This is a genomic window from Taklimakanibacter lacteus (assembly GCA_003576695.1).
Lineage (GTDB): Bacteria > Pseudomonadota > Alphaproteobacteria > Rhizobiales > Aestuariivirgaceae > Taklimakanibacter > Taklimakanibacter lacteus.
In genome coordinates, this window is sequence record QOZQ01000002.1 from 49,584 (window position 1) to 74,551 (window position 24,968).

The window sequence follows — 24,968 nt, forward strand, 5'->3', positions numbered from 1 at the left end:
CCAATCCACATGACCACCGATACACGCGACGAAAGGGTGCGCGCCGTTCCGACACTGAGCCGGCTCCTCGCCCGGCCCGAGCTCGGCGCCGTCGCCGGCGCCTTGCTGGTCTTCGCCTTCTTCGCGGTGACGGCCGGCGGCTCGGGCATCTACAGCGCCAAGGGCATCGTCAATTTCCTCGAAATATCGGCCCAGCTCGGCATCCTCGCCGCCCCGGTGGCGCTGCTCATGATCGCCGGTGAGTTCGACCTGTCGGTCGGCTCGATGATCGGCTTTGCCGGCATCGCCATCGCCATACCGACCCTCGCCTGGGGCTGGCCGATCTGGCTCGCCGTGCTGTTCGCCTTCGCCGTCTGCGGCTTCTTCGGCTATCTCAACGGCCTCATCGTGGTGAAGACCGGCCTTCCGTCCTTCATCGTCACACTGGGCAGCCTTTTCATGCTGCGCGGCCTCACCCTCGGCATCATGCGCGGCGTCACCGGCCGCACCCAGGCCTCCGGCCTGCATGAATATTCCAGGGACGACTGGATCACGCCGTTCTTTTCCGGCCAGGTGCTGCGGACGCCGGTCGCCTGGCTCGCCGATCTCGGCATCATCGGCAAGCGCGCCGATGGCCTGCCGATGATCACCGGCATTCCGATGTCGATCATCTGGTGGATCGCGCTCACGCTGTTCTGCACCTGGCTTCTCACCCGCACCCGCTTCGGCAACTGGATCTTCGCCGCGGGCGGCGAGGCCAATGCGGCGCGCAATCTGGGCGTGCCGGTGGCGCGCACCAAGATCACACTGTTCGTCTTCACCGCTCTGGCCGCCACCCTCTTCGCCGCAATCCAGGTGCTGGTCACCGGCTCCGCCGACACGCTGCGCGGCAATCTCAAGGAGTTCGAGGCCATCATCGCGGTGGTGATCGGCGGCACGCTGCTCACCGGCGGCTATGGCTCGGCCATCGGCGCCATGTTCGGCGCCCTCATCTTCGGCGTCGTGCAGATGGGCATCTTCTATACCGGCATCGACACCGACTGGTTCAAGCTCTTCATGGGCGCCATGATGGTGACGGCGGTGTTGTTCAATTCCTATGTGCGCAACCGCGCCATGCGGAACCGCTGATGACGGCGCCCCTGATCGAGCTGCAGCGCGTCAGCAAATATTTCGGCACCGTCATCGCGCTGAAGGAGGTGTCCTTCGATCTCAAGGCCGGCGAGGTCCATTGTCTCCTCGGCGACAATGGCGCCGGCAAGTCGACGCTCATCAAGATATTGTCCGGCGTGCATGTGCCGGACGAGGGCGCCATTTTGGTCGCGGGCGAGCCGGCGCGCTTCGGGTCGCCGCGCGAGACGCTCGATCGCGGCATCGCCACCGTCTATCAGGACCTGGCGCTGGTGCCCCTGATGAGCGTGGCGCGCAATTTCTTCCTGGGCCGCGAGCCGATGCGCCGCCTCGGCCCGATCAGGCAGCTCGATATCGATTATGCCAACCGCACCGCCTGGCGCGAATTGCGCGACATGGGCATCGAATTGCGCGATCCCGAGCAGCCGGTCGGCACGCTGTCGGGCGGCGAGCGCCAGTGCCTCGCCATTGCCCGCGCCATCCATTTCGGCGCCAAGGTGCTGATCCTCGATGAGCCGACCTCGGCGCTGGGCGTCCACCAGGCCTCGATCGTCTTGAAGCTGGTCGTCGAATCGCGGGCGCGCGGCCTCGGCGTCATCTTCATCTCGCACAATGTCCATCACGCCTATGTGGTGGGCGACCGCTTCACCATCCTGAAGCGCGGCCGGAGTGCCGGCACCTATGCGAGAAGCGACATCAGCCGCGACCAGCTCCTCCATCTGATGGCGGGCGGCAAGGAATTGGTCGACCTCGAAGCCGAGATCGCCCGGCTTTCCACCAGCGCGTCATCCCGGCGAAAGCCGGGACCCATTCAATAAGTGCATGTGGGCGGCGTTGCCTGCCTTGAGAGAATTAGGGGATCCCTGCTTTCGCCGGGATGACGGAAGAGAGAAAGAGCATGGATAGAATCGGCGTCGGCCTGATCGGGACGGGGTTCATGGGCAAATGCCATGCCATGGCCTATGGCGCGGTAAAGGCGGTGTTCGGCGACGTGCCGGCGGTCGACCGCATCGCTCTGTGCGATGTCGACAAGGCCCATACGACGAAGCTCGCGCATGAGTTCGGCTTTGCGCGGGCGACCACCGACTGGCGCGATCTCCTCGCCGATCCATCGATCTCGCTCATCTCGGTCACCTCGCCCAACGGGCTTCATCGCGAGATGGCGGTGGCGGCTCTCGCCGCCGGCAAGCATGTCTGGTGCGAGAAGCCGATGGCGCTCACTTTGGCCGATGCCGAGGCGATGACGGCGGCCGCGGCCGAAGCGAAAGGCCAGGCGACGGCATTGGGCTATGGCTATCTGCGCAACCCGGCTTTGCAATATGCAAAATCGCTGATCGCCGAAGGGGCGCTGGGCGATGTCTTCGATTTCCGCGGCAGCGTGGATGAGGACTACATGGCCGATCCCGATCTGCCCTGGTCCTGGCGCCTGCGGGCGAAAGACGCGGGCCTCGGCACGCTGGGCGATCTCACCGTGCATCTGGTGTCGCTCGCCCGGGAACTGATGGGTCCGATAGCGCGCCTCACCGCCATGGTCGATGTGGTGCATGAGGAACGCCCCGTGCCGGGCGGTGCTGCCAAAGCCAGGGTCGAGAATGACGACATCGCCCATGCGCTGGTGCGCTTCGGGTCGGGCGCGCGCGGCGTCCTGACCTCGAGCCGCGTGGCCCATGGCCGCAAGAACGGCCTCAAGCTCGAAGTGCATGGCGCGAAGGGCACGCTGTGGCTCGACAATGAGCGCATGAACGAGCTCAATCTCTATCTGGCCGAAGGTCCGCCGGAACGCCGCGGCTTCCGCCGCATTCTCTCAGGCCCGCATCATGCGGCCTATGGAAAACTATGCCCGGCGCCCGGCCATGGGCTTGGTTTCAACGAGTTGAAGGTGATCGAGCTCGCCGAGCTGCTCTATCAGGTGACGGGCCGGCCGTCGCAATCCGTCACTTTTGCCAAGGGCCTCGAAATCGAGAAGGTGATCCACGCTTTCGCCCGCTCCGCCCAGCATGGCCAATGGGTGGATGTGGCATGAATAAAAACGGAGGCAGCTTGCGCTGCCTCCGTCCCCAATCCTCTCGCCCTATTATTCCATCTCCCGCCTACCAGAATTTCCCCTTCTCCCATCGCTTCGCAATGGGAGAGGGGGAATGTTGGTGAGATCGGGCTAAGCCGCCTTCTTCAAACCCTGCGCCTGCTCCAGCGCCTGGTCGAGATCGGCGATGATGTCGTCGATATGCTCGATGCCGACCGAGAGCCGCACATAGCCGGGCGTGACACCGGTGGCCAGCTGCTCCTCTTCGGTGAGCTGCGAATGCGTCGTCGAGGCCGGGTGGATGGCGAGCGAGCGCGCATCGCCGATATTGGCGACATGGTAGAACATCTTGAGCGCATCGATGAAGCCCCGGCCGGCCTCCACCCCGCCCGCGAGCTCGAAGCCCACCAGCCCGCCGCGTCCGCCTTTCAGATAGGTGGCGGCACGCCGGTCGGTCTCGCGGTCCTTGTGCATGCCGGGGAAGATCACCCTGGTCACCGCGTCATGACGGCTCAAATATTCCGCCACCGCTTCGGCATTGCGGCAATGCTCGCGCATGCGCAGCGGCAGGGTCTCCATGCCCTGGATGAACTGGAAGGCGTTGAACGGGCTCATGCACATGCCGAGATCGCGCTGCAGCGTGGTGCGGGCCTTCACCAGATAGGCGATGGGGCCCAAGGGCTTCACCGCCTCGGTCCAGATGGCGCCGTGATAGCTCGGATCAGGCTCGTTCAGCATCGGGAAGCGCCTGGCATTGGTCTCCCAGTCGAAAGTGCCGCTGTCGATGATCGCGCCGCCGATCGAGGTGCCATGGCCGCCGATATATTTCGTCGTCGAATAGACGACGATCGCCGCGCCATGCTCGAAGGGCTTGCAGATGACGGGGGCTGCCGTGTTGTCCATGACGAGCGGAATGCCGAGGCTCCGGCCGATGCGCGCCACTTCCCCGATCGGAAAGACGGCAAGCTTCGGATTGGGCAGGGTCTCGGCGTAATAGGCGCGCGTGCGGTCATCGCTCGCTCGGCGGAAAGCTTCCGGATCCTTGGGATCGACGAAGCGCACTTCGATGCCCATGGTGGGGAATGTGTGCTTGAACAGGTTCCACGTCCCGCCATAGAGATCGGTCGAAGTCACGATATTGTCGCCGGCGCGGCAGATATTCTGCAGCGCCAGCGCCGAGGCCGCCTGGCCTGAGCTCACCGTCATCGCCGCGGCGCCCCCTTCGAGGGCGGTGAGCTTGAGCTCGAGCGCCTCATTGGTCGGGTTGGTGATGCGGCTGTAGATATGGGCGATCTCCTTGAGGGCAAAGAGATTGCTCGCATGCTCCGTGTCGCGGAACTGATACGAGGTCGTCTGGTAGATCGGCACCGCCACAGCGCCGGTCACGGGCTCGGCGCGCGGTCCCGCATGCAGCACGGTGGTCTCGGCATGCTTGGAAGAAGTCATGGTCGTCTCCATTATTTAAAGGAATCAACGTCGGTCGTCGGTTCATTTCCCCTCGCCCGTTGCGAAGCAATGGGAGAGGGTGCCCGAAGGGCGGGTGAGGGCTCTTTGGCTCCGCCTGTTTGAAGGAAGAGCCCTCATCCGGCCTGTCGGCCACCTTCTCCCATGCTGCGCACGGGAGAAGGGAAAAATGGGTGTCTCTAAGCCGCGCGCGTCGGCAATCGCACCATTTGCCTTTCGGCGGCGCCCAGATGGGCGGTGAGGAATTTCGCCACGGTCGCTGCATGGGTCATCGGCAGGAAATGCCCGGCCCCGCTCACGGGGAGGACTTTCGCATTCGCCATCTGACCGGCAACGAGTCTCGTCAGATGCTGGGCCAGCAACGGCGAGTTCTCGCCATAGAGGCAAAGCACCGGACAGGTCACGCGGGCGCAGTCGCTCAAGCGCCAGCTCTCCGCATCGAGGGCGGCGAAATTGGCGCGGATCAGGCCCAGGCGCTGGACCAGCTTGAGCCGGTTCTCCGCCGGATAGCGCTCGAAGCTGCCCGGCCCGTTCCAGAAATCGATGAACCGCGCCACGCCGCGCTCGGGCTCGCCCTTGGCCTCGGCATCGTCGAGTGCCGTGACGATATCGGCAATGTCGGCATGCATCTGCTGCTCGATGGCATGGCCGTCGCGCAGCAGATGGAAGATCGCCGGCTCGAACAGGGTCAGGCTGGCGATCATGCCGGGCCATTTGACCGCGATGCGCAGCGCCAGTGCCGCCCCATAGGAGTGGCCGATGAGATGCACCGGCCCGTCGAAATCGCACAGCCGGCGCATGATCACCAGGGCTTCATCCGACAGGCTGCGCCTGGCCGCCGGCACTTCCTGCGCGGCATGGCTCGGCAGGTCGAGCGCCACGGTCTCGATGTCCTTCGGCAGCTGATAGACGAGGTCGGCCCATTGCCGCCGGCCTCCCGCCGTACCATGCAGCAATACCGCTGACATGCTACGGCGTCTGGTGGAGCGCCGCATAACGGGAGATCTAGCCATGATTCTTGGTCTTTCCATGGGCGACGAAAAAGATATCGCCGCGGGTCAAGCCTATGTCTTTCAACATGAAATCATCGAGCGCGTGGAGTTGGCGCGCGCCGCGATTGCGCTCCAGGCGCAGTCTCACTGCATCCAGAACCGTAGTTGCGAAGCTGCGCCGTATCCCGCGAGCGCCTGAACGCGCGCGGACAGCCTTGCTTCCCGAGGAAGCTTTGCTCATTGCATTCTCCATAGACAGTGTGTATGTGACGCCGCTCTTGCTAGGAACAACGCGCCCATCGGGCCAGCTCATCGCGGCCGTTTCTCTCGCGGATGTTATCTAGTGAAGCTGGCGGCGGGATTGAATGACCGCGCCGCCGGAAGAGTTGATCGATCCGCCGGGGGCAGAAATGGGTGTTGCGCGTTGAAAGACACGCTTTCCGAGATTCTGCGCGGGCTTAGGCTGAAAGGCGGCATCTTTCTCGATGCCCGCTTCACCGCGCCCTGGTGTGTGATTTCTCACATCACGCCCGAGGACTGCCGCGACCTTCTCAAGGACCCGCATGACTTCGTCTGTCTGCACTATGTCGTTTCCGGCAGGGTTTATGTCGGTGTCGGCGATGGCGAGCGCATGGAAGTGAATGAAGGCGAGCTCGTGCTCGTGCCGCGCAACGACGCGCATGTGATGTCGAGTGACACGGGTGGCCGCCCGATCAATCACCGTCAGCTCGTCGAGACATCGCCGGAGGGCGGCCTGGCGCGCATCGTCTATGGCGGCGAAGGTCCGCTCACTCATCTCATCTGTGGCTTTCTTGCCACTGAGGATCGCCATAATTCTTTGCTGGCCTCGCTGCCGCGGCTGCTCAAAGTGAATATCACCGAAGGCGTGTCGCGCGACTGGGTCGAATCTTCCGTGCGCTTCGTCGCCCAGGAGCTGGGCAGAAGCGAGGAGGCCTCCACATCACCGGCCGTGGGACGCCTCTCGGAGCTGCTCTTCGCCGAAGCCGTGCGCTCCTATGCGGCGGGCCTGCCTGAGGAAGAGAAGGGTTGGCTCAAGGGGCTCGATGACCAGTATGTCGGACGCGCTTTGGCGGCATTGCATGACCGCCTGTGCGAGGACTGGACCGTCGAGGCGCTGGCCGATGAAGCCGGCCTGTCACGCTCGGCCTTTGTCGAGCGCTTCACCGAGGCCATGGGCCTGCCGCCGATGAAATACATCACGCTGTCGCGCCTGCAGCAGTCCAAGCAATTGCTGCTCGACGGCCGCCTGGCCGTGGCGCAAGTGGCGGCGAAGGTCGGCTATGAGGCCGAGGAAGCCTTCGCCCGCGCCTTCAAGCGTGAATTCGGCCTGCCCCCGGCCAGGTGGCGCGACCTGCAGTAGGCCCATCCGTTCTGTGATCGCCTCGCTTGAACCTCGCCAGTGAAGCCTGGCCACGTTATCGTGGCCTGCTCGCAGGAGAGGCGCAATGACCACCGCCAACACCCAAGTCCTCATTGTCGGCGCCGGTCCCACCGGCCTGACGCTCGCTCTGTGGCTGACGCGCCTCGGCGTCGATATCCGCATCATCGACAAGGCCGCAGGTCCGGGCGAGACCTCGCGCGCGCTCGCCGTCCAGGCGCGCACGCTCGAATTCCACCGCCAGCTCGGCATCGTCGAGGATGTGCTTGGCGCAGGCGTCAGGCTCAGGCGGCTCACCATGCGTGTGCCGCCGCATGGCGTTGCGGCCACGCTCGAGCTCGGCAATTTCGGTGAGGGCGTGACGCGCTATTCCTACGCCTTCGCCTTGCCGCAGGATATACATGAACGTGTGCTCGTGGAGCACCTGCAGAAAGCCGGCGTCACCGTCGAGCGCCGGACCGAGCTCGTCGATTTCGCCGATGACGGCAGTGCTGTCACCGCGAATGTGCAAGGTGCGAAAGGCGCCGCTGTCATCCGCGCCGACTACATCGTCGGCTGCGACGGCGCCCACAGCACGATGCGCCATGGTCTCGCGCTCGGCTTCCCGGGCGGTGCCTACGATCAGTCCTTCTATGTCGCCGATGTCGCGGGAAAAGGCCCGGTCACCGAAGAAGGCCTCGACATCGTGCTGGGCGCCTACGGCTTCGCCCTTGTCATGCCGGTGCGCCAGCGTGGCTCCCTGCGCCTCATCGGCATCGTGCCGGAGCGCTTCGAGAAGCAGGAGCATATCACCTTCGAGATGATCCGCGCCGATGTCGAGCGCGAGAGCGGCATCGAGGTGAAGGCGCTGAACTGGTTCTCCACCTACCGCGTGCATCACCGTGTCGCCGATCGCTTCCGTGTCGGCCGCGCGTACCTCGCCGGCGATGCCGGCCATATTCACAGTCCGGCCGGTGGCCAGGGCATGAATACCGGCATCGGCGATGCGGTCAATCTCGCCTGGAAGCTCGCGGATGTCCTGAGGGGCAGGGCGAATCCCGGATTGCTCGACAGCTATGAGTCGGAACGCCTGGCTTTCGCCCATTCGCTCATCAGGGGCACCGACCAGGCCTTCCGCCTGGTGAGCGGCAGGTCGCTTCTGTCGAGGATCTGGCGACGCTTTGTCATGCCGCATGTCGCGGCGCGCATCTTGAAGACAAGGCGTGGCTCGCAGTTCTTCTTCGGGCTGATCTCCCAGACCCGGATTGATTATCGCGCCAGCGCCATCAGCGCAGGCTCGGCCGGCGAGGTCGCGGGTGGCGATCGCCTGCCCTGGGTCGATTTCGGCGGCGACGACAATTTCGCGCCACTGAACGAGCTCGACTGGCAGGTCCATGTCTATGGCGAGGCCGATCCTCTGTTCCGCCAGGCGATCGGCGCGCCGGGAATCGCTCTCCACCGCTTCGACTGGAATGAAGCGGTGGGCAAGGCCGGGCTCATGCGCAATGCCGCCTATCTGCTGCGGCCCGACGGCCATGTGGCGCTGGCATCCGAGACGCAGGATGCGGCTCGCTTCGAGGAATACATCGCCGCTCTCGGCCTCAAGCCACAGGCTGCCTCGCCTTCTTAGGTCGGTTGCCGAACGGGCTCATGCTCGATGGGCGCCAGCTCTTCGCCGCCGATCGCCGCCTCGAAGGCCCTGAGGCGCTTGTAGATCGACTGCAGCTCGACGATCGCCGTCCAGGAATTGACCAGATACTGGAAGGACGAGCTCACCTGGGTGAACGCGTTCTGGATCTGGTTCATCAGCCCGAGCGTGATCTTGCCGGCGACGACGGAAGGAATCAGCAGGAAGAAGCCGAAGATATTGTCGACCTGCAGATAGAGAATCCGTCCGACATTGAAATAGGTGTAATGCAGATAGAGGCGGAAATAATTCTTGCGCACCGCCTCGAACAGGTCGGCCAGGGTCGGTGGCTGGGCGCGCTCGGCATGGTCCTCGCCGAAGACGAGCTCCTTGCGATAGGCGGCCTCGACGCGCTGGTTGCGGAAGTTGAGGCCGGGCAGCTTGATACCCAGCATGGCGAGGAAGCCGGTGCCGAAGGCGGCCCATACGATCGCCGCGACGACCAGCGCATGCGGGATGGTCCCGACGAAGGGCAGTTCCGTGACGTTGTTCGAATAGCGCATGAGCGCCGGGAGGAAGGCGATGAGCGTCATGACGCTGCCGATGAGGCTCACCCCCAGATCCTCCATCGTCGTCGAGAAGCGCATCGTGTCTTCCTGGACACGCTGTGCGGCGCCCTCGATGTGCCGCAGCCTCTGCCAGTTGGCGACATAATAGTCGTTCATCGCGGTGCGCCAGCGGAAGATATAGTGGCTGATGAAGAAGCGGGTGAGAACCCCGATCGCTACCGCAACGAGCGCAAGGCCGAGGAATCCGCCCAGCTCCTGATAGAACTGCGGGGCGGTGACCGGGGCGCTCCTGGCGACCGCCGTCTGGATCAGGTCATAGAACGGGCCGTACCAGTTGTTGATGGCGACATCCACCTCGACGTCGAAATAGGTGATGAAGATGATGAGCGCCGAGCCCAGGATCGACCAGCGGGCCCAGGGATGCGGCGCATGGACCGTCCAGAAGCCGGCGAACAGCGCCACCGTGGTCGCATAATAGATATAGAACCAGATGAATTGCCGCGAGACGAAGACGCTGATGCTCGCACCATCCACGATCTCGCGGCTCGCGGGCAGGATGCCGAATGCAGTGCCGATATCATTGCCGAACCGGTACCAGAAGGCGATGGCGAGCAAGGTCCAGACGATCGCCGACCAGAAGAACAGCTTGGGCCGCGGGAAGAAGGAGACGAACATGGGAGATCCTTTCGGATCTCGAATAAATGTTGGCTGCGGCGGCGAAACAAGGGCCGCGCGGATTACATTATATTAAGATATCAGGACTGGCGGATCCTCGCACCCGTATCGGTATCGAACAGAAAGACGGCAGTGTCGGTGAAGTCGATGCCGATCGGCTCATCCATTTGATAATGCGCGGTCTTGTCGGCTTTCACCGTGACCGTGCGGTCGCCGACCTGGCATGAGATCAGCGTATGGTCGCCGATGAGCTCCAGCGCATAGACGCGCGCCTTGATCCTGCCCTTGCCGGGCGCCGTCACCCGGCAGTCTTCGGGTCTGAGGCCCGCCGTCACCTTGTCCTTGCTCTGCTGGAGGGCGGTTGAGAACGTGCCTTCCGGCCATGTGAAATTGCCCTTGTCGAGGGCACCTTCGAGGAAATTCATCGGCGGCGAGCCGATGAAGCCGGCGACGAACAGGTTGGCCGGATCGTCATAGATGCGCCGGGGCTCGGCGATCTGCTGCACCACGCCCTTGTTCATGATGGCGACGCGATGCGCCAGCGTCATCGCCTCCACCTGGTCGTGGGTGACATAGATGGTGGTGACGCCGAGTTCGGCCTGCAGGCGTTTCAGCTCGGAGCGCATGGCGCCGCGCAGTTTGGCGTCGAGATTGGACAGCGGCTCGTCCATGAGGAATACCGAGGGCCGCCGCACCATGGCGCGCGCCAGCGCCACGCGCTGGCGCTGGCCGCCCGAAAGCTGGCGCGGATAGCGGTCGAGATATTCCTCCAGATGCACCTTGGTGGCGGCGCCGCGCACTGCCGCATCGCGCTCGCCTTGCGGGATTTTGCGCATCTTGAGCGGGTAGCCGATATTGTCGGCGACCGTCATATGCGGATAGAGCGCATAGGACTGGAACACCATCGCCACATCGCGGTATTTCGGCAGCACATTGGTCACGTCGCGCTCGCCGATGAGGATCTTGCCCGATGTCACCGTCTCGAGCCCCGCGACCATGCGCAATGCCGTCGTCTTGCCGCAGCCCGAGGGCCCGAGCAGCACCAGGAACTCGCCATCGGCAATTTCGAGATCGAGGCCCTTGACGACCTCGACCGGCCCGAAGGACTTGTAGATTTGCGAAAGCGTGACCTTCATGCCCTCAGCCTTTCACCGCGCCGACGAGCAGCCCGCGCGCTATGTGTTTCTGCAGCACGCTGGCGATCACGACCACGGGCGCGATCATCACCACGATGAGCACCGACATGTTCCACCATTGCGGGCCCCGCGTGGTGTTCTGCGCCGAGACCAGCACCGGCATGGTCTGCGCATTGGCGTTGGAGAGGAAGAGCGCCAGCAGATATTCGTTCCAGGCGAGGATCAGCACCAGCAGGAAGGTGGCGACGAGCCCTGAGCGCACCAGTGGCAGCGCGATGGTGGCGAAGACGCGCAGTTTCGAGGCGCCGTCGATCTCGGCACTTTCCTCGAGATCCTTCGGTATGGCGGCGAAGAAATCGCGCGTCAGCCACACGACGATGGGCAGGTTGACGGCGGTGTAGGTGGCGATCAGCGCCACTTGCGTATCGAGCAGGCGCAATTGCTGGAACATCACATAGATGGGCAGCACCGCCACGATCGGCGGCATGATGCGGTTGGAGATGATCCAGAATTCGATGTCGCTGTTGCCGACCGCGGCCTGCGTGCGGCTGACGAAAGTGAAGAGCGCGATGACGAAGAGCGCAATCGCGACAATCGAGGCGACCGGCCATGTCACGCCGAGGCCCGCCACCGCGACGATCACCGCGACGAGGAGGAGAATGAAGGTCGCGACCGCGGCGAGCCTGACGTTGAAGCGGATGCGCACCAGCGCATAGGCCGCGAGCGCGCCGATCAGCAGCGCCAGGATGGTGCTGCAGACGGCGACGATCACCGAATTGAGATAGGGCCCGAGCGTATAGTTCTGCAGCAGCATGAAATCCCAGGCGGCGAGCGAGGGCTGGAAATCGACGAAGGGGATATAGAACGGCCCGTTATCGACCTCTCCCGCCCCCTTGAAGGAGGTGATCAGCACCCAATAGAGCGGCACCAGCACGACCAGCGCCCACAAAAAGAGCAGCGCATAGGTGATGACGAAAGCGGCCGGCGACTGCCTGTCGATGGCGGAAGGCTCGAACAGCCTTTGGCCGAGGGTTCTTTTGGAGGCGCTCATGTTTCATGCCTCCGCGCTGGCTGCACCACGAAATTGAAGAAGGACACGCAGACCACGGTCGAGATGAAGAGCAGGAGATAGCCGACCGCCGCCGAGCCGCCGAGATCCTGGGTACGCCAGGCGATGAAGGAATGGAGCGTCATCGATTCCGTGGCGAGACCGGGCCCGCCACCGGTCAGCACATTCGGCAGGTCGATGATCTTGAAGGCCTCGATGAGGCGGATCAGCACGATGGTCGCGGCTACGGGCGCGATGGCGGGCCAGGTGATATCGCGGAAGATCTGGAAGCCATTGGCGCCGTCAAGCGTCGCCGCTTCCACCTGGTCGCGCGGCTGGTTCTCGACCGCGGCGAGCAGCACGATGAACATGAAGGGCGTCCATTGCCAGGTGTCGCCGACCAGCACCATCAGCCGGGCCGACCAGGCTTCCGTCGCCCAGGACCATTCCTGGATGCCGATCGCCTGCACCAGCGGCGCGAAGGGGCCCTTCTGCATGTCGGCCAGCATGCGGAACGTGTAGGCGATGCCGACCGGCGTCACCATCAGCGGGATGAAGAAGAGCACGCGGAAGAAATTGCGCCCGCGGATCGGCCGGCCGCACAGCAAAGCGAGGCCGAGGCCCAGCGCGAACTGGGTGGCGACACCGATCACGACATAGAGCAGCGTGTTGACGATGGTGCCCGGCACGCCGCCCATCGCGGTGGTGGCGATGGCGGTGAGGACCAGGCCCATGGTCACGCCGGCGGAGAGAAGCCGTCCGAGCGCGCCGACGATGGAGACCCGCCCGCTGCGGAAATAACGGGAGAGAAGATAAAGCAGGAGGGCCGCGGTGATGAGGATGAGCAGCCATTGCATGGCGCCGAGCGCCCCGAAATTGCCGAGCAGGTGATATTGCTGCGATCCGGTCAGCAATTTCCTGAAATTGGTCAGGCCGATGAATTTGAGGGTGAAGCCGCCGGGCGCCAGGGCGAAGCGCGACAGCGCCAGATAGGCCGAGATGATGAGCGGGAAGACCGCGAAAGCGAGGATCACCAGCACTGCCGGCAGCACCATGATCGGCCCGCAATGGCGATCGAGCCATTCGGCCCAGCCGCGCGTGCCCCGGATGTCCGGCGAGTATTCAGCGGAAGCGGTCAAAGGCTCTTCCCAAATCCTTCATTCCGTCACCTGGCGAAAGTGACGGATAATCTCAATCCGTCATCCCGGCGAAAGTGACGGATAATTTTAATCCGTCATCCCGGCGAAAGCCGGGACCCCCTGACTGGAATCAACCGGGCGGTGCTGCTTTGGTGGCGCGTTCCGCCCTTATCCCGCCAATAGGTTGGTGAAGCACGACCAGCACCGCCCAGATTGACCTTATTCAATGGGTCCCGGCTTTCGCCGGGATGACGTTGGTTTGCATTGTTGTCCTCTCTCCGGGAGAGGATATAGGGTTCACCCTACTTCGCGCCGATGGTGGCCTTGTAGAACTGAAGCTGCTCGTCCTTGCCGATCTCGTCATTGAGCTCGTTCCAGCCATCCGTGACCGCCTTGACCGTCGCTTCCTTGTCGATCTCGCCGGCGAGGAAGCGCGATACCGCTTCGTCGAGCACCACCTGCTGATATTTCTGGTTCTGCGGGATGCGCAGGTCGAGGATCATGTTCGGGCTGCTCATGCTTTGGTTGATGGCGCCGAGATAGACCTTGGCCTCGTCCTCGCTCATGCCGGCATTCTTCCACAGATCGCTGTAGCTCAATTGCGAGAGGCGATAGGGGTTGAAGCCGGTGCCGCCGATCGTCACGTCGGAATTCGACTGCGCCGGCTGCGTCATAAAGGAGAAATAGGCATAGGCCGCGTCCTTGACCTTGTCCTGGGCCTTGGCATTGATGCCGCCGCCCCAGCCGCCGAAGGCCGCGAAGGGCGCGTGATTGACGCCATCGATGGCATGCGGGCAGGTCTCGGCCGTGCAGGCTTCGAGCTTGCCCGAATCCCAGTTCAGCACTTCCTTCGAGCCCGGCATGATCGCGGCACCCCATTTGCCCATCACCTTGGACTGCTTGGGATCGATCGAGATCGTGCCGACATCGCCCCAGTCGAGATTGAGGGCGCAGCGTCCCGAGGCGAAGAGCGGACGGGTGTCGCTGACATCGAGATTGAGCTCGTCCGGCGGTCCGTATTTGGTCGACTCCTGCAGGAAGTCGAGCGACTTGCGGAACGCCTCGTTGTCGACCAGGGGCGTCATGTCCTTGGTGTTGAAGAACGTGCCCTGGCTGGTGCCCTTGGACTGCGTCATCGAGCCGACCACGTCCGTCACGAACCAGTAGCTCTGCGCATTGCGCTTTTTGGCGATGCAGGAGCCGAAATCGGGCGTGCCGTCGCCATTCATGTCCTTGCCATGGGTGGCCTTGGCGACTTCGAGATATTCATCCCAGGTCGTCGGCACCTTGAGGCCGGCGGCTTCCAGCACGTCCTTGCGGTAGTACATCATGTGGAAGTCGCCATCGAGCGTGATCATATAGGTCTTGCCGTTATACTTCTCGGAGAAGTCACGGAAGAAGGCGCCGACATCGTCCTGCATGATGTCCTTGTCGGCATCGACGCGGGGCGTCAGGTCCTCGAGATAGCCGCCGGCGATATAGTCGACCATCCATTGCGGCGCGAACACCGCGGCATCGACCGAATTGGTGCCGCTCGCCCAGTCGGTGAGGACCTTCTGGTAGAGATCGGAGAAGGGCACCGCGACGACATTGATCTTGGCGCCCGTCAGCGCTTCGAAGTCGGGCGCGCGCCGCTGCAACGGCTCCTGGATGGCGCCCGTCTGGGTGATGACATTGACAGTGACACCGGCAAAGGGCTTGTCCTGCGCCAGGGCAGATCCGCCCGCCAGCAGACACAAGGCCGAAATGCCAGCCAGCAACTTACCAAATCTCATTGAGGTTCCTCCCGTATAGACCGAACTTTATTGCTGCATACCGGATCATCGGCACATGTCGCCCATGCGGGCTGTGACCCGGTCTTTGTCATACATTATCGACATCTGTCTGTGTGTCCAGCGCCTTTGCCGAGCCGCGCCAAGAGCTTAGCCGATGGATTGCCCGAACTTTGGGCAGGGTCTTGCCATAACGCGGCGAAACCCGGAAAACTCATTGCCCATGATCGACAAGCTGTTTTCGCTGGAGGGCAAGCGGGCGCTCGTCACGGGGGCAAGCCGTGGCATAGGCCGCGCTTTGGCCGTCGGCCTTGCCGCGGCCGGCGCCGACATGGCGATTGCCGCAAGACGCCTGGATTCCCTGGAAGAGACGGCCGAGGCCATTCGTGCTCATGGCCGCAAGGTGGTGCCGGTCGCGATGGATGTGACGCAGATCGCCACGATCCGCGCCGCTGTCGCCACCGCCGCCGTGTCGCTGGGCGGGCTCGACATATTGGTGAACAATGCCGGCGTCGAGCAGGTCTCACCCTCGCTCGATGTCGAGGAAGCTCTCTGGGACCGTATCGTCGACACCAATCTGAAGGGCGCCTTCTTCGCGGCCCAGTCCGCCGCCCGCCTCATGAAGCGCACCGGCGGCGTCATCCTCAATATCGCGTCCCTCACTTCCGAGCGCGGCATCCCGACCGCGGTGCCCTATGGCTCGTCCAAGACGGGATTGCTCGGCGCGACCCGGGCTCTGGCGGCCGAATGGGCGCCGCTCGGCATCAGGGTCAATGCGCTGGCGCCCGGCTATTTCCGCACCGATCTCACCGAAGCCTTCTATCAGAACGAGGATTGGCAGAAGGCGATGCTCGGCAAGATCCCGCTCCAGCGCTTCGGCGAGCTGGACGATCTTGTCGGCGCCAGCATCTTCCTTTGCTCCGATGCTTCGCGCTATGTGACGGGCGTGTGCCTGCCGGTCGATGGCGGCACGCTTGCTGCTCTTTAGACCTATAGGACCATCATGACCCGCGCCGTCAATTTCCATGAGCTCGCCTTGCTGTCGCAAGGTGAGCGTCAGCGCCTGCTTCAGCGCACCGAAACCGATCTGTCTTCCTATGAGGAGAAGGTCAGGGCCATCATCGATGCGGTGCGCCGGGAAGGCGACGAAGCGCTTGCCCGCTTCGCGCGCGATTTCGACAAGGCGCCGGTCGAGGCGTCCCAGATCCAGGCGACGGAAGAGGACTTTGCCGCGGCCGGGAAAGCGCTCGATCCGCAGGTGAAATCGGCGATGGACTATGCTGCCGAGGCGATCCGCAAATTCCATGAAGACCAGAAGCCCGAGGAGATGTGGCTGCATGAGATGCGTCCGGGTGCCTTTGCCGGCGATCGGGTGCGGCCCATTCCCTCTGCTGCCTGCTATGTGCCGCGCGGCAAGGGTGCCTTCCCGTCGGTGGCGCTGATGACGTCGATACCCGCCAAGGTGGCGGGCGTGCCCGAGCTCATCATCGTGACACCGCCCGGTCCCAACGGAAAGGTCGATGATGCGACTTTGGTCGCGGCGCGCATGGCGGGGGTCGACAAGGTGTTCAAGGCGGGAGGAGCCCAGGCGATTGCCGCCGTCGCCTATGGCACGAAGACGGTGCCGAAAGTGGCGAAGGTCATCGGCCCCGGCAGCCCCTGGGTGGCGGCCGCCAAGCGCATGGTCAGCCACGTGATCGACACCGGCACGCCGGCGGGACCGAGTGAGCTCATCGTGCTGGCCGATGACACGATCGACGGCCGTCTCGCCGCGCTCGATCTCCTGATCGAATCCGAGCATGGGCCCGACAGCTCGGCCTATCTCGTCACCTGGAGCAGGCGGGTTGCCGAGGAGGCGCGCGCCGCCATCCCGCATTACTGGGCGAAGATGGGCGCGCAACGCGCGGGGTTCTCCGCGACCGTGCTGTCGGGCCCGGTCGGCGGCATCGTGCTGGCGCGCGATGAGGATGAGGCGATCGCCTTCACCAACGACTATGCGCCGGAGCATCTCGAGGTCCTGGCCAGGGAGCCCTTCCGCTATCTGGGCCGGCTCGATCATGCGGGCGAGATCCTGCTCGGCGAGCATACACCGACCACGCTCGGCAATTTCGTGCTCGGTCCCAATCATGTCCTGCCCACCAGTGGCTGGGCCAAGACCGCCTCGCCCGTTTCGGTCTTCGATTTCATGAAGCGCACCTCGATCGCCTATGTGACCGAGAAGGCCTATCCGGAGCTCGCCCTGAATGCCCGCCGCCTCGCGACCTATGAAGGCTTCGAGGGCCATGCCAATGCGGTCTCGGAACTGCGCGATGAGATTTTGAAGGGCTGACACTTGATGACATTCGCCTCGCCCCGCTTTAGCGGGGAGAGGGATTAGCGTTCACCCGCGAGATGTGTGCACATGATAGCGGCTTTCGCGGGGTGACAGTGAAAACACTGAGAAAACATTGACGCCGCACTGTCTTTGTCGTTTGATCCGCCGCCGATAATTCATGAAAAGCAAAGTGAGAGGGTACTCCCATGGTCTGGTCTCCCAACCGTCGTGACATCATTAAGGCGGGCGCCGCCGCCTCCTTCGCGGGGCTTGGCCTTGGCACCGCCCTGGCCCAGGACATTCCGTCCAAGCCCGAGGCCGGTGCCGTGAAAATGGGCATCGAGCCGTGGCTCGGCTACGGCCAGTGGCACATCGCGGCCAGGAAGGATTTGTTCAAGGCGCAGGGGCTCGAAAGCGTCGAGATCATCAACTTCAACACCGATGCCGATATCAATGCGGCCCTTGCCGCCGGCCAGCTGCAATGCGGCAATATCGCCACCCATACGGCGATGAATTTCATCGCCGCCGGCCTGCCGCTCAAGATCGTGGCTTTGCTCGATGTGTCGAAGACGGCCGATGCCATGATCTCCGACGGTTCGGTCACCGACATCAAGGGCCTCAAGGGCAAGCAGGTCGCCTATGAGGAGGGCACCACCAGCGATATCCTGCTGAACTATGCGTTGAGTCAGAACGGCATGACCATTGCCGATATCGAGAAGGTGCCGATGCCGGCGTCGGATGCCGGCTCGGCGATGATCGCCGGCAAGGTGCCGGTCGCCGTCACCTATGAACCCTATCTGACGCTGGCGATGCAGCAGAATCCCAAGGTGAAGATGGTCTATAGCGCCGGCGAGAATCCGGGCCTCATCTCCGATGTCTTCGTGGTGCGCGAGGAATTCCTCAGCGAGAAGCCGGGCCAGATCGTGGCGCTGCTGAAGGCCTGGGACGCCGCCCTTGCCGATTATCGCAAGGACACGGCAGGCGGACGCGCCATCATTTCGGAAGCCGTCGGCGCCAAGCCCGAAGAGCTCGCCACCGCTTTCGACGGCGTCGTCTATTACACGCTGGCCGAGAACAAGACCGAGATGGCCAATTTCACCGGCAAGGTCATTCCGGAAGTGCACAAGGCGGCGCGCACCGCCGGCATCCTGCAGAAGGATGTCGACCTGTCCACCGCCATCGACACCCGGTTCGTGGATGCCGCGACGAAGTAAGACGGACAGCATCGGACCGAAAAGTGCGAAGCGGTTTTCGGAGTAATCCGATGCGCAAACAAAAGGGCCTCGCCCGCCTCTTCGCGCTTGGCGGCCGCATCAGGGCGGTGGAGTTCCTCGGCATTGCTGTCGCGGTCTTCGCCGTCCTCGGGCTTTTGTGGTTTGCAACCACGGCGGCCGGGCTGGTGCGGCCGCTCTTCCTGCCGTCTCCCGGCCAGGTGCTGTCGCGGCTCGGCGAATTATGGGCGTCGGGCCAGCTCCTCGCCGATATGGGCATCAGCATCTATCGCATCACTTTAGGCTTCCTCATCTCGACCGTGATCGCGCTGCCGATCGGCATATTGATCGGCAGCTATCGCGGCTGGGAAGCGGCGATCGAGCCCTTCGTCGATTTCATTCGCTATATGCCGGTCGTCGCCTTCGTGCCGCTCACCATCCTGTGGACCGGCACCGGCGATGCGCAGAAATTCCTCATCATCTTCATCGGCACCTTCTTCCAGCAGGTGTTGCTGGTGATGGACAATGTCAAATCGGTGCCGCGCGATTTCATCAATCTTGGCCGCACGCTGGAAATGCCGGAATGGCGCATCCTCAAGGGCATCGTGCTGCCTTCCGCCCTGCCCGCCATCTGGGATTCGCTGCGCATCAGCCTGGGCTGGGCCTGGACCTGGCTGGTGGTCGCCGAGCTCGTCGCCGCCACATCGGGCCTGGGCTACCGCATCACCACGGCGCAGCGCTTCTTCCAGACCGATCTCATCTTCGGCTATCTGCTGATCCTCGGCATTCTGGGCCTCGCCACCGACCAGGCGATGAAATATTTGGGCCGCCGCCTCTTCCGCTATCTGGAGGTGAGATGATGGCGGAACCCAAATTGTCGGTACGCAATCTCGGCAAGACCTTCATCTCCGACCGCGGGACCACCGTCGCGCTCGAGGGCGTCGATCTCGATATCGGCGACAATGAATTCGTAGGCCTGGTCGGCACGTCGGGCTGCGGCAAGTCCACGCTTCTCTCGATCGCCGCGGGGCTCGAGACGCAAAGCGAAGGAGAGATCCGCATCGATGGCGCGGATATCACAGGCCCCGGCCTCGACCGCGGCGTCGTGTTCCAGAGCTACACTTTGCTGCCCTGGCTCACCGCCGAGCAGAATGTCGAATTCGCGCTTCGGGCATCGGGCAGATCATCGGCCGAGGCCGCTTCGATCGCCCGCGATCATATGCGCCTCGTCGGCCTCACCGGTTTCGAGAAAGCCTATCCGGCCGAGCTCTCGGGCGGCATGAAGCAGCGCGTCGCCATTGCCCGCGCTTTGTCCTACCGGCCCAAGATGCTGCTGATGGACGAGCCCTTCGGCGCGCTCGATGCGCTCACCCGCCATCACATGCAGGAGCTCCTGACCGGCATCTGGGAGCAGCATCGCCTGACCGTGCTGTTCATCACCCATGATGTCGAGGAAGCCGTCTATCTTTCCGATCGCGTTGCGGTGATGACCAACCGCCCCGGCCGCATCAAGAAGATCGTGCCGATCGACCTGCCGCGCCCGCGCCGCTACACCATGGCGGCGAGCCCGGAGTTCCAGGCTCTGCATCGCGAGGTGATGGACGCCATCCGCAGTGAATCGCTGGCGGCAGCGGGATTTGCCGAGGCGCTCGAATAGAATCAAGTTCGTCATCCCGGCGAAAAACCGTTCTGTGAATTCACAAACGAAGTGCAGCACCCAAACACCGTCACCCCGGCGAAAGCCGGGGCCCCCTGAATAAGGGCAATCTGGGTGGTGCTGGTCACGCTTCACCAATATTGGCAATACGCGTCAGCACCACCCGGTTGATTCTAGAGCATGATCCGGAAAAGTGGATACCGGTTTTCCGGAAAAATCATGCGCAAACAAAAAGCTAGAGCGTGATGGCGACTCGACGAAAAGCCATCACGCTCTAGTCAGGGGGTCCCGGCTTTCGCCGGGATGACGGATAAACGGCGGCTATTCCTTCACCGCGCCCGTCATCGACGACACATAGTGCTCGACGAAGAAGGAATAGAGGATGACGACCGGCAGCGATCCCAGAAGCGCGCCGGCCATCAGCGCGCCCCATTCATAGACGTCGCTGCGCACCAGCTCGGTCAGGACGCCGACCGGCACCGTCTTGTTCTCCGACGACTGGATGAAGGTCAGCGCATAGATGAATTCGTTCCACGACAGGGTGAAGGCGAAGATGCCGGCCGAGATCAGGCCCGGCACCGCGAGCGGCAGCACGATGCGGGTGAGGATCTGCCAGCGCGTGGCGCCGTCGATCAGCGCGCATTCCTCGAGCTCATAGGGGATGGAGCGGAAATAGCCCATCAGCAGCCAGGTGCAGAAGGGGATGAGGAAGGTCGGATAGGTGAGGATCAAGGCGAAGCGCGTGTCATAGAGGCCGAGCTTGAACACCATGACGGCGAGCGGGATGAACAGGATCGAGGGCGGCACCAGATAGGCGAGGAAGATGGCAAGCCCGACGCTGCGCGATCCCTTGAAGCGCAGGCGCTCGATCGCATAGGCCGCGAAGACCGAGGCGAGAAGCGACAGGAAGGTCGCCGCGACCGAGATGATGACGGTGTTGAGAAGCCAGCCCGGATAGGACGTGTCGAGCAGCAGATAGCGGATATGGTCGAGGGTCGGGCGCACCACCCAGAACGGACTGTAGTTCTTGTAGTCGGTCAGCTCCTCATTCGGCTTGAAGGCGGTGATCGCCATCCAGTAGAACGGGAACAGCAGCACGAAGACGAAGATGGCGAGCGGCAGATAGACCGTCACCACCCGGCGCGGCAGGCGCTCCAGGTAGTTCATGCCGCCTTCATCGCCGGCGCGGGCGGTGGATGTCGCGGTATCGGCCATCAATCGCTCCCGCCCTGCTGCCAGCGCCGCCGCTGCAATCCGAAATAGCTGAACAGGATGGCGGCGAGGAGGAATGGGATCATGGCGACGGCGATCGCCGCTCCCTCGCCGAGATTGCCGCCCGATATGCCGCGCTGGAAGCTCAGCGTCGCCATCAGATGCGTGGCATTCACCGGTCCGCCGCGGGTCAGCACATAGATGAGCTGGAAGTCGGTGAAGGTGAAGAGCACCGAGAAGGTCATCACGATGGCGATGATGGGGGTGAGCAGCGGGAAGGTCACGAAGCGGAAGCGCTGCCAGGATGTGGCGCCGTCAAGGGTCGCCGCCTCATAGAGCGAGGGCGAGATGGTCTGCAGGCCGGCGAGCAGCGTGATGGCGACGAAGGGAATGCCGCGCCACACATTGGCGGCGATCACCGAGGCGCGGGCGTTGGTGGGATCGCCCAGGAAATTGATCGGCCCGGTGATGAGGCCGAACTTTTGCAGCACATAGGAGAGGATCGAGAACTGCGCGTCATATATCCACCAGAAGGCGATGGCCGAGAGAACCGTCGGCACCACCCAGGGAAGGAGCACGATGGCGCGGAAGAAGGCCTTGAAGGGCAGCTTCTCGTTGAGGAGCAGCGCCAGCCACAGGCCAAGTCCGAATTTCAGCAGCGAGGCGACGGTCGTATAGAGCAGAGTGTTGAAGACCGAGAGCCAGAAGACGCTGTCATTCCAGAGATATTCGTAATTCTCGAGGCCGATGAAGATGCCGGGCCGCCCGGTGCGCTCGTCGGTGAAGCCGAGCCAGACGCCGAGCCCCAGCGGATAGGTGAGGAAGAGCAGCAGCAAAGTCGCCGCCGGCAAAAGGAAGATGAGGCCGAGCGCCATGCGGCTGTTCTCGATCCGCTGCAGCAAAGGCACGCTCTGCCGTGTCGATCCTATGGCTGTCGTATCGGCCATTTTCCTCTCTTTTCGTCATCCCGGCGAAAGCCGGGACCCCCTGACTAGAATCAACCGGGCGGCGCTGCCCGCGCTTCACCAATTTAAGGGGTCCCGGCTTTCGCCGGGATGACGTTCTTTCGCCGGGATGACGGTATTATTTGTCACACCCGATAGTAGCGGTTGGCGCGCTTCTCGGCGCGTTCCATCGCCGCTTGTGGCGTCTGCTGGCCGGTCACGGCTTCCGCGAACATGTCGACCAGGACATAATCCGCCATCACCGCGGCGGACGCATAGCCCAGGGGACCGGCATAGCCGTTGTTGCGCAGCGTCTCCGATGCCTTGGCATAAGGCGCATTGGCGGGGTCCGCCGTCCACATCGGATTGCTGGCGAAGGCTTTGAGCGTCTGGCAGCAATAGCCGCTCGACTTGGTGATCCACTCACTCATCTGCGCTTCCTCGAACATGAATTGCAGATAGGCTTTCGCCGCATTGGGATATTTCGTGTATTTGAAGATGACGGCGGACGTGACCTGGAACAGTTCGGCCGCCTGGCCCACCGGACCGATCGGCAGATTGGTGGTGCGGATGTCCTTGGCGATCTCGGCAAGCTTCGGGTCGTTCTTCGCCGAATAATAGGCCGAGATGCCATTGGCGATGACCGACAGCTCGCCCGCCAGGAAGGCGCGGTTGTTGTTCACATCGAGCCAGCCCTCGGTGCCGGGGATGAAGGTCTTGTAGAGCTCCATCGCATATTCGATGGCCTTCAGCGTCTCCGGGCTGTTGATGGTCACCATGCCCTTCTCGTCCACCATCTTGCCGCCATGGCTCCACAGCAGCCAATGCGCATAGTTGTTGCCGTCGCCCACGCCATGGCCATGGGTGAAGCCGACCGGATGGCCGGTCTTCTGCAGCGCCTGGCACAATTCGAGGAACTTGTCGGTGGTCTTGGGGAATTCGGTGAAGCCAGCTTCCTTCACCCAGCTTTCGCGATAGACGATGGCATTGCCGATGGTGGCGAGCGGCAGGCCGACAAAGGCCCCGTCGCGTGTCGCATAGCTCTTCGGCCCGTCATACCAGCCGCCATATTTGTTGCCGAGATAATTGGCGAGGTCGCTGACATCGAGCAATTTGTCGGGATATTGATGCGGGTCGTCGAACCACACCAGCATCAGGTCGGGGCCTGAGCCGACATTGGCGGCGACCGCCGCCTTGGGGCGGATGTCCTCCCAGCTTTCCTTGTCGACACGCACCTCGACGCCCGTCGCCTCGGTGAATTTCTTGGTGTTGGCGAGCCACTGTTCCTCATCGCCCTTGACGAAGGGCGACCAGCGCAGGAGGCGCAGGCTGGCGCCGTCCTCGGGCTTGAAGGATAGCTCCTGGGCCCGGGCGCCTGAGCCGATGAGCGCCGGCGCCATGAGGCCGGCTGAAACCCCGGCGGTCGTCTTGAGCAAGTCGCGTCGTGTGAATCCCATCTTTTCCTCCTGACTTTGCTTATGAAATCCGCTCACCCGTCGCGCCATCGAAAAGATGGATGGCGCCGGCTTGCGGGGTGAGTGTGATCGTTTCGCCGGGCGTGAAGTCATGCCGCTCGCGGAACACGGCGACGATCTCATCGCCATTGCCGGCTTTCGCATTGACCTGGATCTCGGCGCCGGTCGGTTCGACGACGATGACTTCCGCCGCGATCCCTTTGTCGGCAAGCGCCAGATGCTCAGGCCTCACCCCGATCACCAGGGGATGGCCGGGCGCCAGTTGCGTCTTTGGCGCGATGGCAAGCGTGATGCCGCCTTCCGCCTCGAAGGCCGTTCCGCCATCCGCCAAACGGCCGGAAAGGAAATTCATCGCCGGCGATCCGATGAAGCCCGCGACGAACCGGTTCTGCGGCCGGTCATAGAGATCGAGCGGCCGGCCGATCTGCTCGACCTTGCCTTCATTCATCACCACGATCTTGTCGGCCATGGTCATGGCCTCGATCTGATCATGGGTGACATAGACGGTCGTGGTCTTGAGGCGCTGATGCAGTTGCTTGACTTCCGCCCGCATCGCCACGCGCAATTTGGCGTCGAGATTGGACAAAGGCTCGTCGAACAGGAACACTTTGGGATTGCGCACGATGGCGCGTCCCATGGCGACGCGCTGGCGCTGGCCGCCCGAGAGCTGGCGCGGATAGCGCTCGAGATAGGGGGCGAGGCCCAATATGTCGGCGGCCTGGCGCACCTTCTGCGCCGTCTCGGCGGCGGGCGCATTCTTGAGCTTGAGCGAGAAGCCCATATTGTCGGCGACCGTCATATGCGGATAGAGCGCGTAGTTCTGGAACACCATCGCGATATCGCGCTCCTTCGGCGGCACGTTGTTGACGACGCGCTTGTCGATGGCGATCTCGCCGCCGGTGATGCTTTCGAGTCCGGCGATCATGCGCAGGAGCGTTGACTTGCCACAACCCGAGGGACCGACAAGCACGACGAATTCGCCGTCCTCTATGTCGACGCTCACCCCATGGAGGACCTGCGCGCTGCCATAGGCCTTGCGTGCGTCGCGTATCTGGACTTCGGCCATGCTGCGGCGATCCTCCCATCCCGCACGCCGTTGATTTTTTTGCCTGACGTGCGAACCGCCAACGATACGAATGCCAGCCGATCACTGCAAGCCAAGATAGCCCTATTCGACAAAAGACTAATGGCCGCCGTCGGGTAAGACGAAGGCCCAAAAATCAGG

At 63.2% G+C, this 24,968-nt stretch carries 22 protein-coding genes; 10 read left to right on the forward strand and 12 right to left on the reverse strand.

Features of this window, described 5'->3' with window-relative positions; genetic code table 11:
• Positions 1–9: 9 nt before the first annotated feature.
• The 3 genes from DT068_RS03265 to DT068_RS03275 all read left to right on the forward strand — a co-directional run bounded on the left by DT068_RS03265 (position 10) and on the right by DT068_RS03275 (position 3,130).
• The gene (locus tag DT068_RS03265) at positions 10–1,107 is read left to right on the forward strand and encodes an ABC transporter permease (protein WP_119388359.1); all 1,098 of its coding nucleotides are present in this window, start codon (positions 10–12) and stop codon (positions 1,105–1,107) included.
• The gene (locus tag DT068_RS03270; RefSeq protein ID WP_119388360.1) at positions 1,107–1,925 is read left to right on the forward strand and encodes an ATP-binding cassette domain-containing protein; all 819 of its coding nucleotides are present in this window, start codon (positions 1,107–1,109) and stop codon (positions 1,923–1,925) included. The genes DT068_RS03265 and DT068_RS03270 overlap by 1 nt, the downstream gene beginning before the upstream one ends.
• A gap of 80 nt (positions 1,926–2,005) precedes the next feature.
• The gene (locus DT068_RS03275) at positions 2,006–3,130 is read left to right on the forward strand and encodes a Gfo/Idh/MocA family protein (protein ID WP_119388361.1); all 1,125 of its coding nucleotides are present in this window, start codon (positions 2,006–2,008) and stop codon (positions 3,128–3,130) included.
• A gap of 132 nt (positions 3,131–3,262) precedes the next feature.
• On the opposite strand, the gene DT068_RS03280 is transcribed toward DT068_RS03275, so the two are convergent.
• From DT068_RS03280 to DT068_RS03290, 3 genes are all read right to left on the reverse strand, one after another.
• Positions 3,263–4,576, reverse strand: a complete 1,314-nt coding sequence (locus tag DT068_RS03280; protein ID WP_119388790.1) for an O-acetylhomoserine aminocarboxypropyltransferase/cysteine synthase family protein — start codon at positions 4,574–4,576, stop codon at positions 3,263–3,265.
• A gap of 197 nt (positions 4,577–4,773) precedes the next feature.
• A complete protein-coding gene (locus tag DT068_RS03285; RefSeq protein ID WP_162913987.1) occupies positions 4,774–5,562 on the reverse strand; it encodes an alpha/beta fold hydrolase in 789 nt (262 codons plus the stop codon).
• Positions 5,563–5,599: 37 nt separating this feature from the next.
• Positions 5,600–5,899: a DUF1127 domain-containing protein gene (locus tag DT068_RS03290; RefSeq protein ID WP_368904399.1), complete on the reverse strand. Its 300-nt coding sequence runs from the start codon at positions 5,897–5,899 to the stop codon at positions 5,600–5,602.
• Positions 5,900–6,010: 111 nt separating this feature from the next.
• Between DT068_RS03290 and DT068_RS03295 the strand changes: the two genes are divergently transcribed.
• Together DT068_RS03295 and DT068_RS03300 are read left to right on the forward strand one after the other, a co-directional pair.
• Complete coding sequence (locus DT068_RS03295; RefSeq protein ID WP_119388364.1) at positions 6,011–6,967, forward strand: AraC family transcriptional regulator; 957 nt, start codon at positions 6,011–6,013, stop codon at positions 6,965–6,967.
• Positions 6,968–7,052: 85 nt separating this feature from the next.
• A complete protein-coding gene (locus DT068_RS03300; protein ID WP_119388365.1) occupies positions 7,053–8,594 on the forward strand; it encodes an FAD-dependent monooxygenase in 1,542 nt (513 codons plus the stop codon).
• Here DT068_RS03300 and sbmA read toward each other — a convergent pair.
• The 5 genes from sbmA to DT068_RS03325 form a co-directional block, all read right to left on the reverse strand.
• On the reverse strand, positions 8,591–9,835 hold the full coding sequence (gene sbmA, locus DT068_RS03305; RefSeq protein ID WP_119388366.1) for a peptide antibiotic transporter SbmA: 1,245 nt from the start codon (positions 9,833–9,835) through the stop codon (positions 8,591–8,593). The two genes, DT068_RS03300 and sbmA, sit on opposite strands and share 4 nt — an antisense overlap.
• A gap of 80 nt (positions 9,836–9,915) precedes the next feature.
• The gene (locus DT068_RS03310) at positions 9,916–10,971 is read right to left on the reverse strand and encodes an ABC transporter ATP-binding protein (protein WP_119388367.1); all 1,056 of its coding nucleotides are present in this window, start codon (positions 10,969–10,971) and stop codon (positions 9,916–9,918) included.
• 4 nt (positions 10,972–10,975) lie between these two features.
• Entirely contained in the window at positions 10,976–12,022 is a 1,047-nt protein-coding gene (locus DT068_RS03315) for a carbohydrate ABC transporter permease (RefSeq protein ID WP_119388368.1), read from the reverse strand.
• The gene (locus DT068_RS03320) at positions 12,019–13,158 is read right to left on the reverse strand and encodes a carbohydrate ABC transporter permease (RefSeq protein WP_119388369.1); all 1,140 of its coding nucleotides are present in this window, start codon (positions 13,156–13,158) and stop codon (positions 12,019–12,021) included. Before DT068_RS03320 ends, DT068_RS03315 begins: the two co-directional genes overlap by 4 nt.
• 302 nt (positions 13,159–13,460) lie before the next feature.
• Positions 13,461–14,933, reverse strand: a complete 1,473-nt coding sequence (locus DT068_RS03325; protein ID WP_119388370.1) for an ABC transporter substrate-binding protein — start codon at positions 14,931–14,933, stop codon at positions 13,461–13,463.
• A gap of 220 nt (positions 14,934–15,153) precedes the next feature.
• On the opposite strand from DT068_RS03325, the gene DT068_RS03330 reads away from it, so the two are divergent.
• From DT068_RS03330 to DT068_RS03350, 5 genes are all read left to right on the forward strand, one after another.
• The gene (locus tag DT068_RS03330; protein WP_119388371.1) at positions 15,154–15,918 is read left to right on the forward strand and encodes an SDR family NAD(P)-dependent oxidoreductase; all 765 of its coding nucleotides are present in this window, start codon (positions 15,154–15,156) and stop codon (positions 15,916–15,918) included.
• Between the two features lie 15 nt (positions 15,919–15,933).
• Positions 15,934–17,259 carry a histidinol dehydrogenase gene (hisD, locus tag DT068_RS03335; protein ID WP_119388372.1) on the forward strand — a complete coding sequence of 442 codons (1,326 nt, stop codon included), beginning with the start codon at positions 15,934–15,936 and terminating at the stop codon, positions 17,257–17,259.
• Positions 17,260–17,450: 191 nt separating this feature from the next.
• Complete coding sequence (locus DT068_RS03340) at positions 17,451–18,458, forward strand: ABC transporter substrate-binding protein (protein WP_119388373.1); 1,008 nt, start codon at positions 17,451–17,453, stop codon at positions 18,456–18,458.
• Between the two features lie 50 nt (positions 18,459–18,508).
• Positions 18,509–19,315 (forward strand): ABC transporter permease, encoded by an 807-nt coding sequence (locus DT068_RS03345; RefSeq protein ID WP_119388374.1) that lies wholly within the window; start codon positions 18,509–18,511, stop codon positions 19,313–19,315.
• Positions 19,315–20,112 (forward strand): ABC transporter ATP-binding protein, encoded by a 798-nt coding sequence (locus tag DT068_RS03350; protein ID WP_119388375.1) that lies wholly within the window; start codon positions 19,315–19,317, stop codon positions 20,110–20,112. The genes DT068_RS03345 and DT068_RS03350 overlap by 1 nt, the downstream gene beginning before the upstream one ends.
• Positions 20,113–20,433: 321 nt before the next feature.
• Here the strand turns inward: DT068_RS03350 and DT068_RS03355 are convergent, their stop codons facing one another.
• The 4 genes from DT068_RS03355 to DT068_RS03370 form a co-directional block, all read right to left on the reverse strand.
• Complete coding sequence (locus tag DT068_RS03355) at positions 20,434–21,327, reverse strand: carbohydrate ABC transporter permease (RefSeq protein WP_119388376.1); 894 nt, start codon at positions 21,325–21,327, stop codon at positions 20,434–20,436.
• The gene (locus DT068_RS03360; RefSeq protein WP_119388377.1) at positions 21,327–22,271 is read right to left on the reverse strand and encodes a carbohydrate ABC transporter permease; all 945 of its coding nucleotides are present in this window, start codon (positions 22,269–22,271) and stop codon (positions 21,327–21,329) included. Before DT068_RS03360 ends, DT068_RS03355 begins: the two co-directional genes overlap by 1 nt.
• Before the next feature lie 143 nt (positions 22,272–22,414).
• Positions 22,415–23,725, reverse strand: coding sequence for an ABC transporter substrate-binding protein (locus DT068_RS03365; RefSeq protein WP_119388378.1), 1,311 nt, complete (start codon positions 23,723–23,725; stop codon positions 22,415–22,417).
• A 19-nt stretch (positions 23,726–23,744) separates the two neighbouring features.
• Complete coding sequence (locus tag DT068_RS03370) at positions 23,745–24,809, reverse strand: ABC transporter ATP-binding protein (protein WP_119388379.1); 1,065 nt, start codon at positions 24,807–24,809, stop codon at positions 23,745–23,747.
• Positions 24,810–24,968 lie beyond the last annotated feature (159 nt).

Excerpts from the sequence above, each read along its gene's own strand:
- DT068_RS03310 (WP_119388367.1), bottom strand. The coding sequence starts at position 10,971 with ATGAAGGTCACGCTTTCGCAAATCTACAAGTCCTTCGGGCCGGTCGAG.
- DT068_RS03270 (WP_119388360.1), top strand. The coding sequence starts at position 1,107 with ATGACGGCGCCCCTGATCGAGCTGCAGCGCGTCAGCAAATATTTCGGC.
- DT068_RS03300 (WP_119388365.1), top strand. The coding sequence starts at position 7,053 with ATGACCACCGCCAACACCCAAGTCCTCATTGTCGGCGCCGGTCCCACC.
- DT068_RS03355 (WP_119388376.1), bottom strand. The coding sequence starts at position 21,327 with ATGGCCGATACCGCGACATCCACCGCCCGCGCCGGCGATGAAGGCGGC.
- DT068_RS03340 (WP_119388373.1), top strand. The coding sequence starts at position 17,451 with ATGGTCTGGTCTCCCAACCGTCGTGACATCATTAAGGCGGGCGCCGCC.
- DT068_RS03275 (WP_119388361.1), top strand. The coding sequence starts at position 2,006 with ATGGATAGAATCGGCGTCGGCCTGATCGGGACGGGGTTCATGGGCAAA.
- DT068_RS03325 (WP_119388370.1), bottom strand. The coding sequence starts at position 14,933 with ATGAGATTTGGTAAGTTGCTGGCTGGCATTTCGGCCTTGTGTCTGCTG.
- DT068_RS03345 (WP_119388374.1), top strand. The coding sequence starts at position 18,509 with ATGCGCAAACAAAAGGGCCTCGCCCGCCTCTTCGCGCTTGGCGGCCGC.
- DT068_RS03360 (WP_119388377.1), bottom strand. The coding sequence starts at position 22,271 with ATGGCCGATACGACAGCCATAGGATCGACACGGCAGAGCGTGCCTTTG.
- sbmA (WP_119388366.1), bottom strand. The coding sequence starts at position 9,835 with ATGTTCGTCTCCTTCTTCCCGCGGCCCAAGCTGTTCTTCTGGTCGGCG.
- hisD (WP_119388372.1), top strand. The coding sequence starts at position 15,934 with ATGACCCGCGCCGTCAATTTCCATGAGCTCGCCTTGCTGTCGCAAGGT.
- DT068_RS03290 (WP_368904399.1), bottom strand. The coding sequence starts at position 5,899 with ATGAGCTGGCCCGATGGGCGCGTTGTTCCTAGCAAGAGCGGCGTCACA.
- DT068_RS03350 (WP_119388375.1), top strand. The coding sequence starts at position 19,315 with ATGGCGGAACCCAAATTGTCGGTACGCAATCTCGGCAAGACCTTCATC.
- DT068_RS03330 (WP_119388371.1), top strand. The coding sequence starts at position 15,154 with ATGATCGACAAGCTGTTTTCGCTGGAGGGCAAGCGGGCGCTCGTCACG.
- DT068_RS03285 (WP_162913987.1), bottom strand. The coding sequence starts at position 5,562 with ATGTCAGCGGTATTGCTGCATGGTACGGCGGGAGGCCGGCGGCAATGG.
- DT068_RS03280 (WP_119388790.1), bottom strand. The coding sequence starts at position 4,576 with ATGACTTCTTCCAAGCATGCCGAGACCACCGTGCTGCATGCGGGACCG.
- DT068_RS03365 (WP_119388378.1), bottom strand. The coding sequence starts at position 23,725 with ATGGGATTCACACGACGCGACTTGCTCAAGACGACCGCCGGGGTTTCA.
- DT068_RS03370 (WP_119388379.1), bottom strand. The coding sequence starts at position 24,809 with ATGGCCGAAGTCCAGATACGCGACGCACGCAAGGCCTATGGCAGCGCG.
- DT068_RS03315 (WP_119388368.1), bottom strand. The coding sequence starts at position 12,022 with ATGAGCGCCTCCAAAAGAACCCTCGGCCAAAGGCTGTTCGAGCCTTCC.
- DT068_RS03265 (WP_119388359.1), top strand. The coding sequence starts at position 10 with ATGACCACCGATACACGCGACGAAAGGGTGCGCGCCGTTCCGACACTG.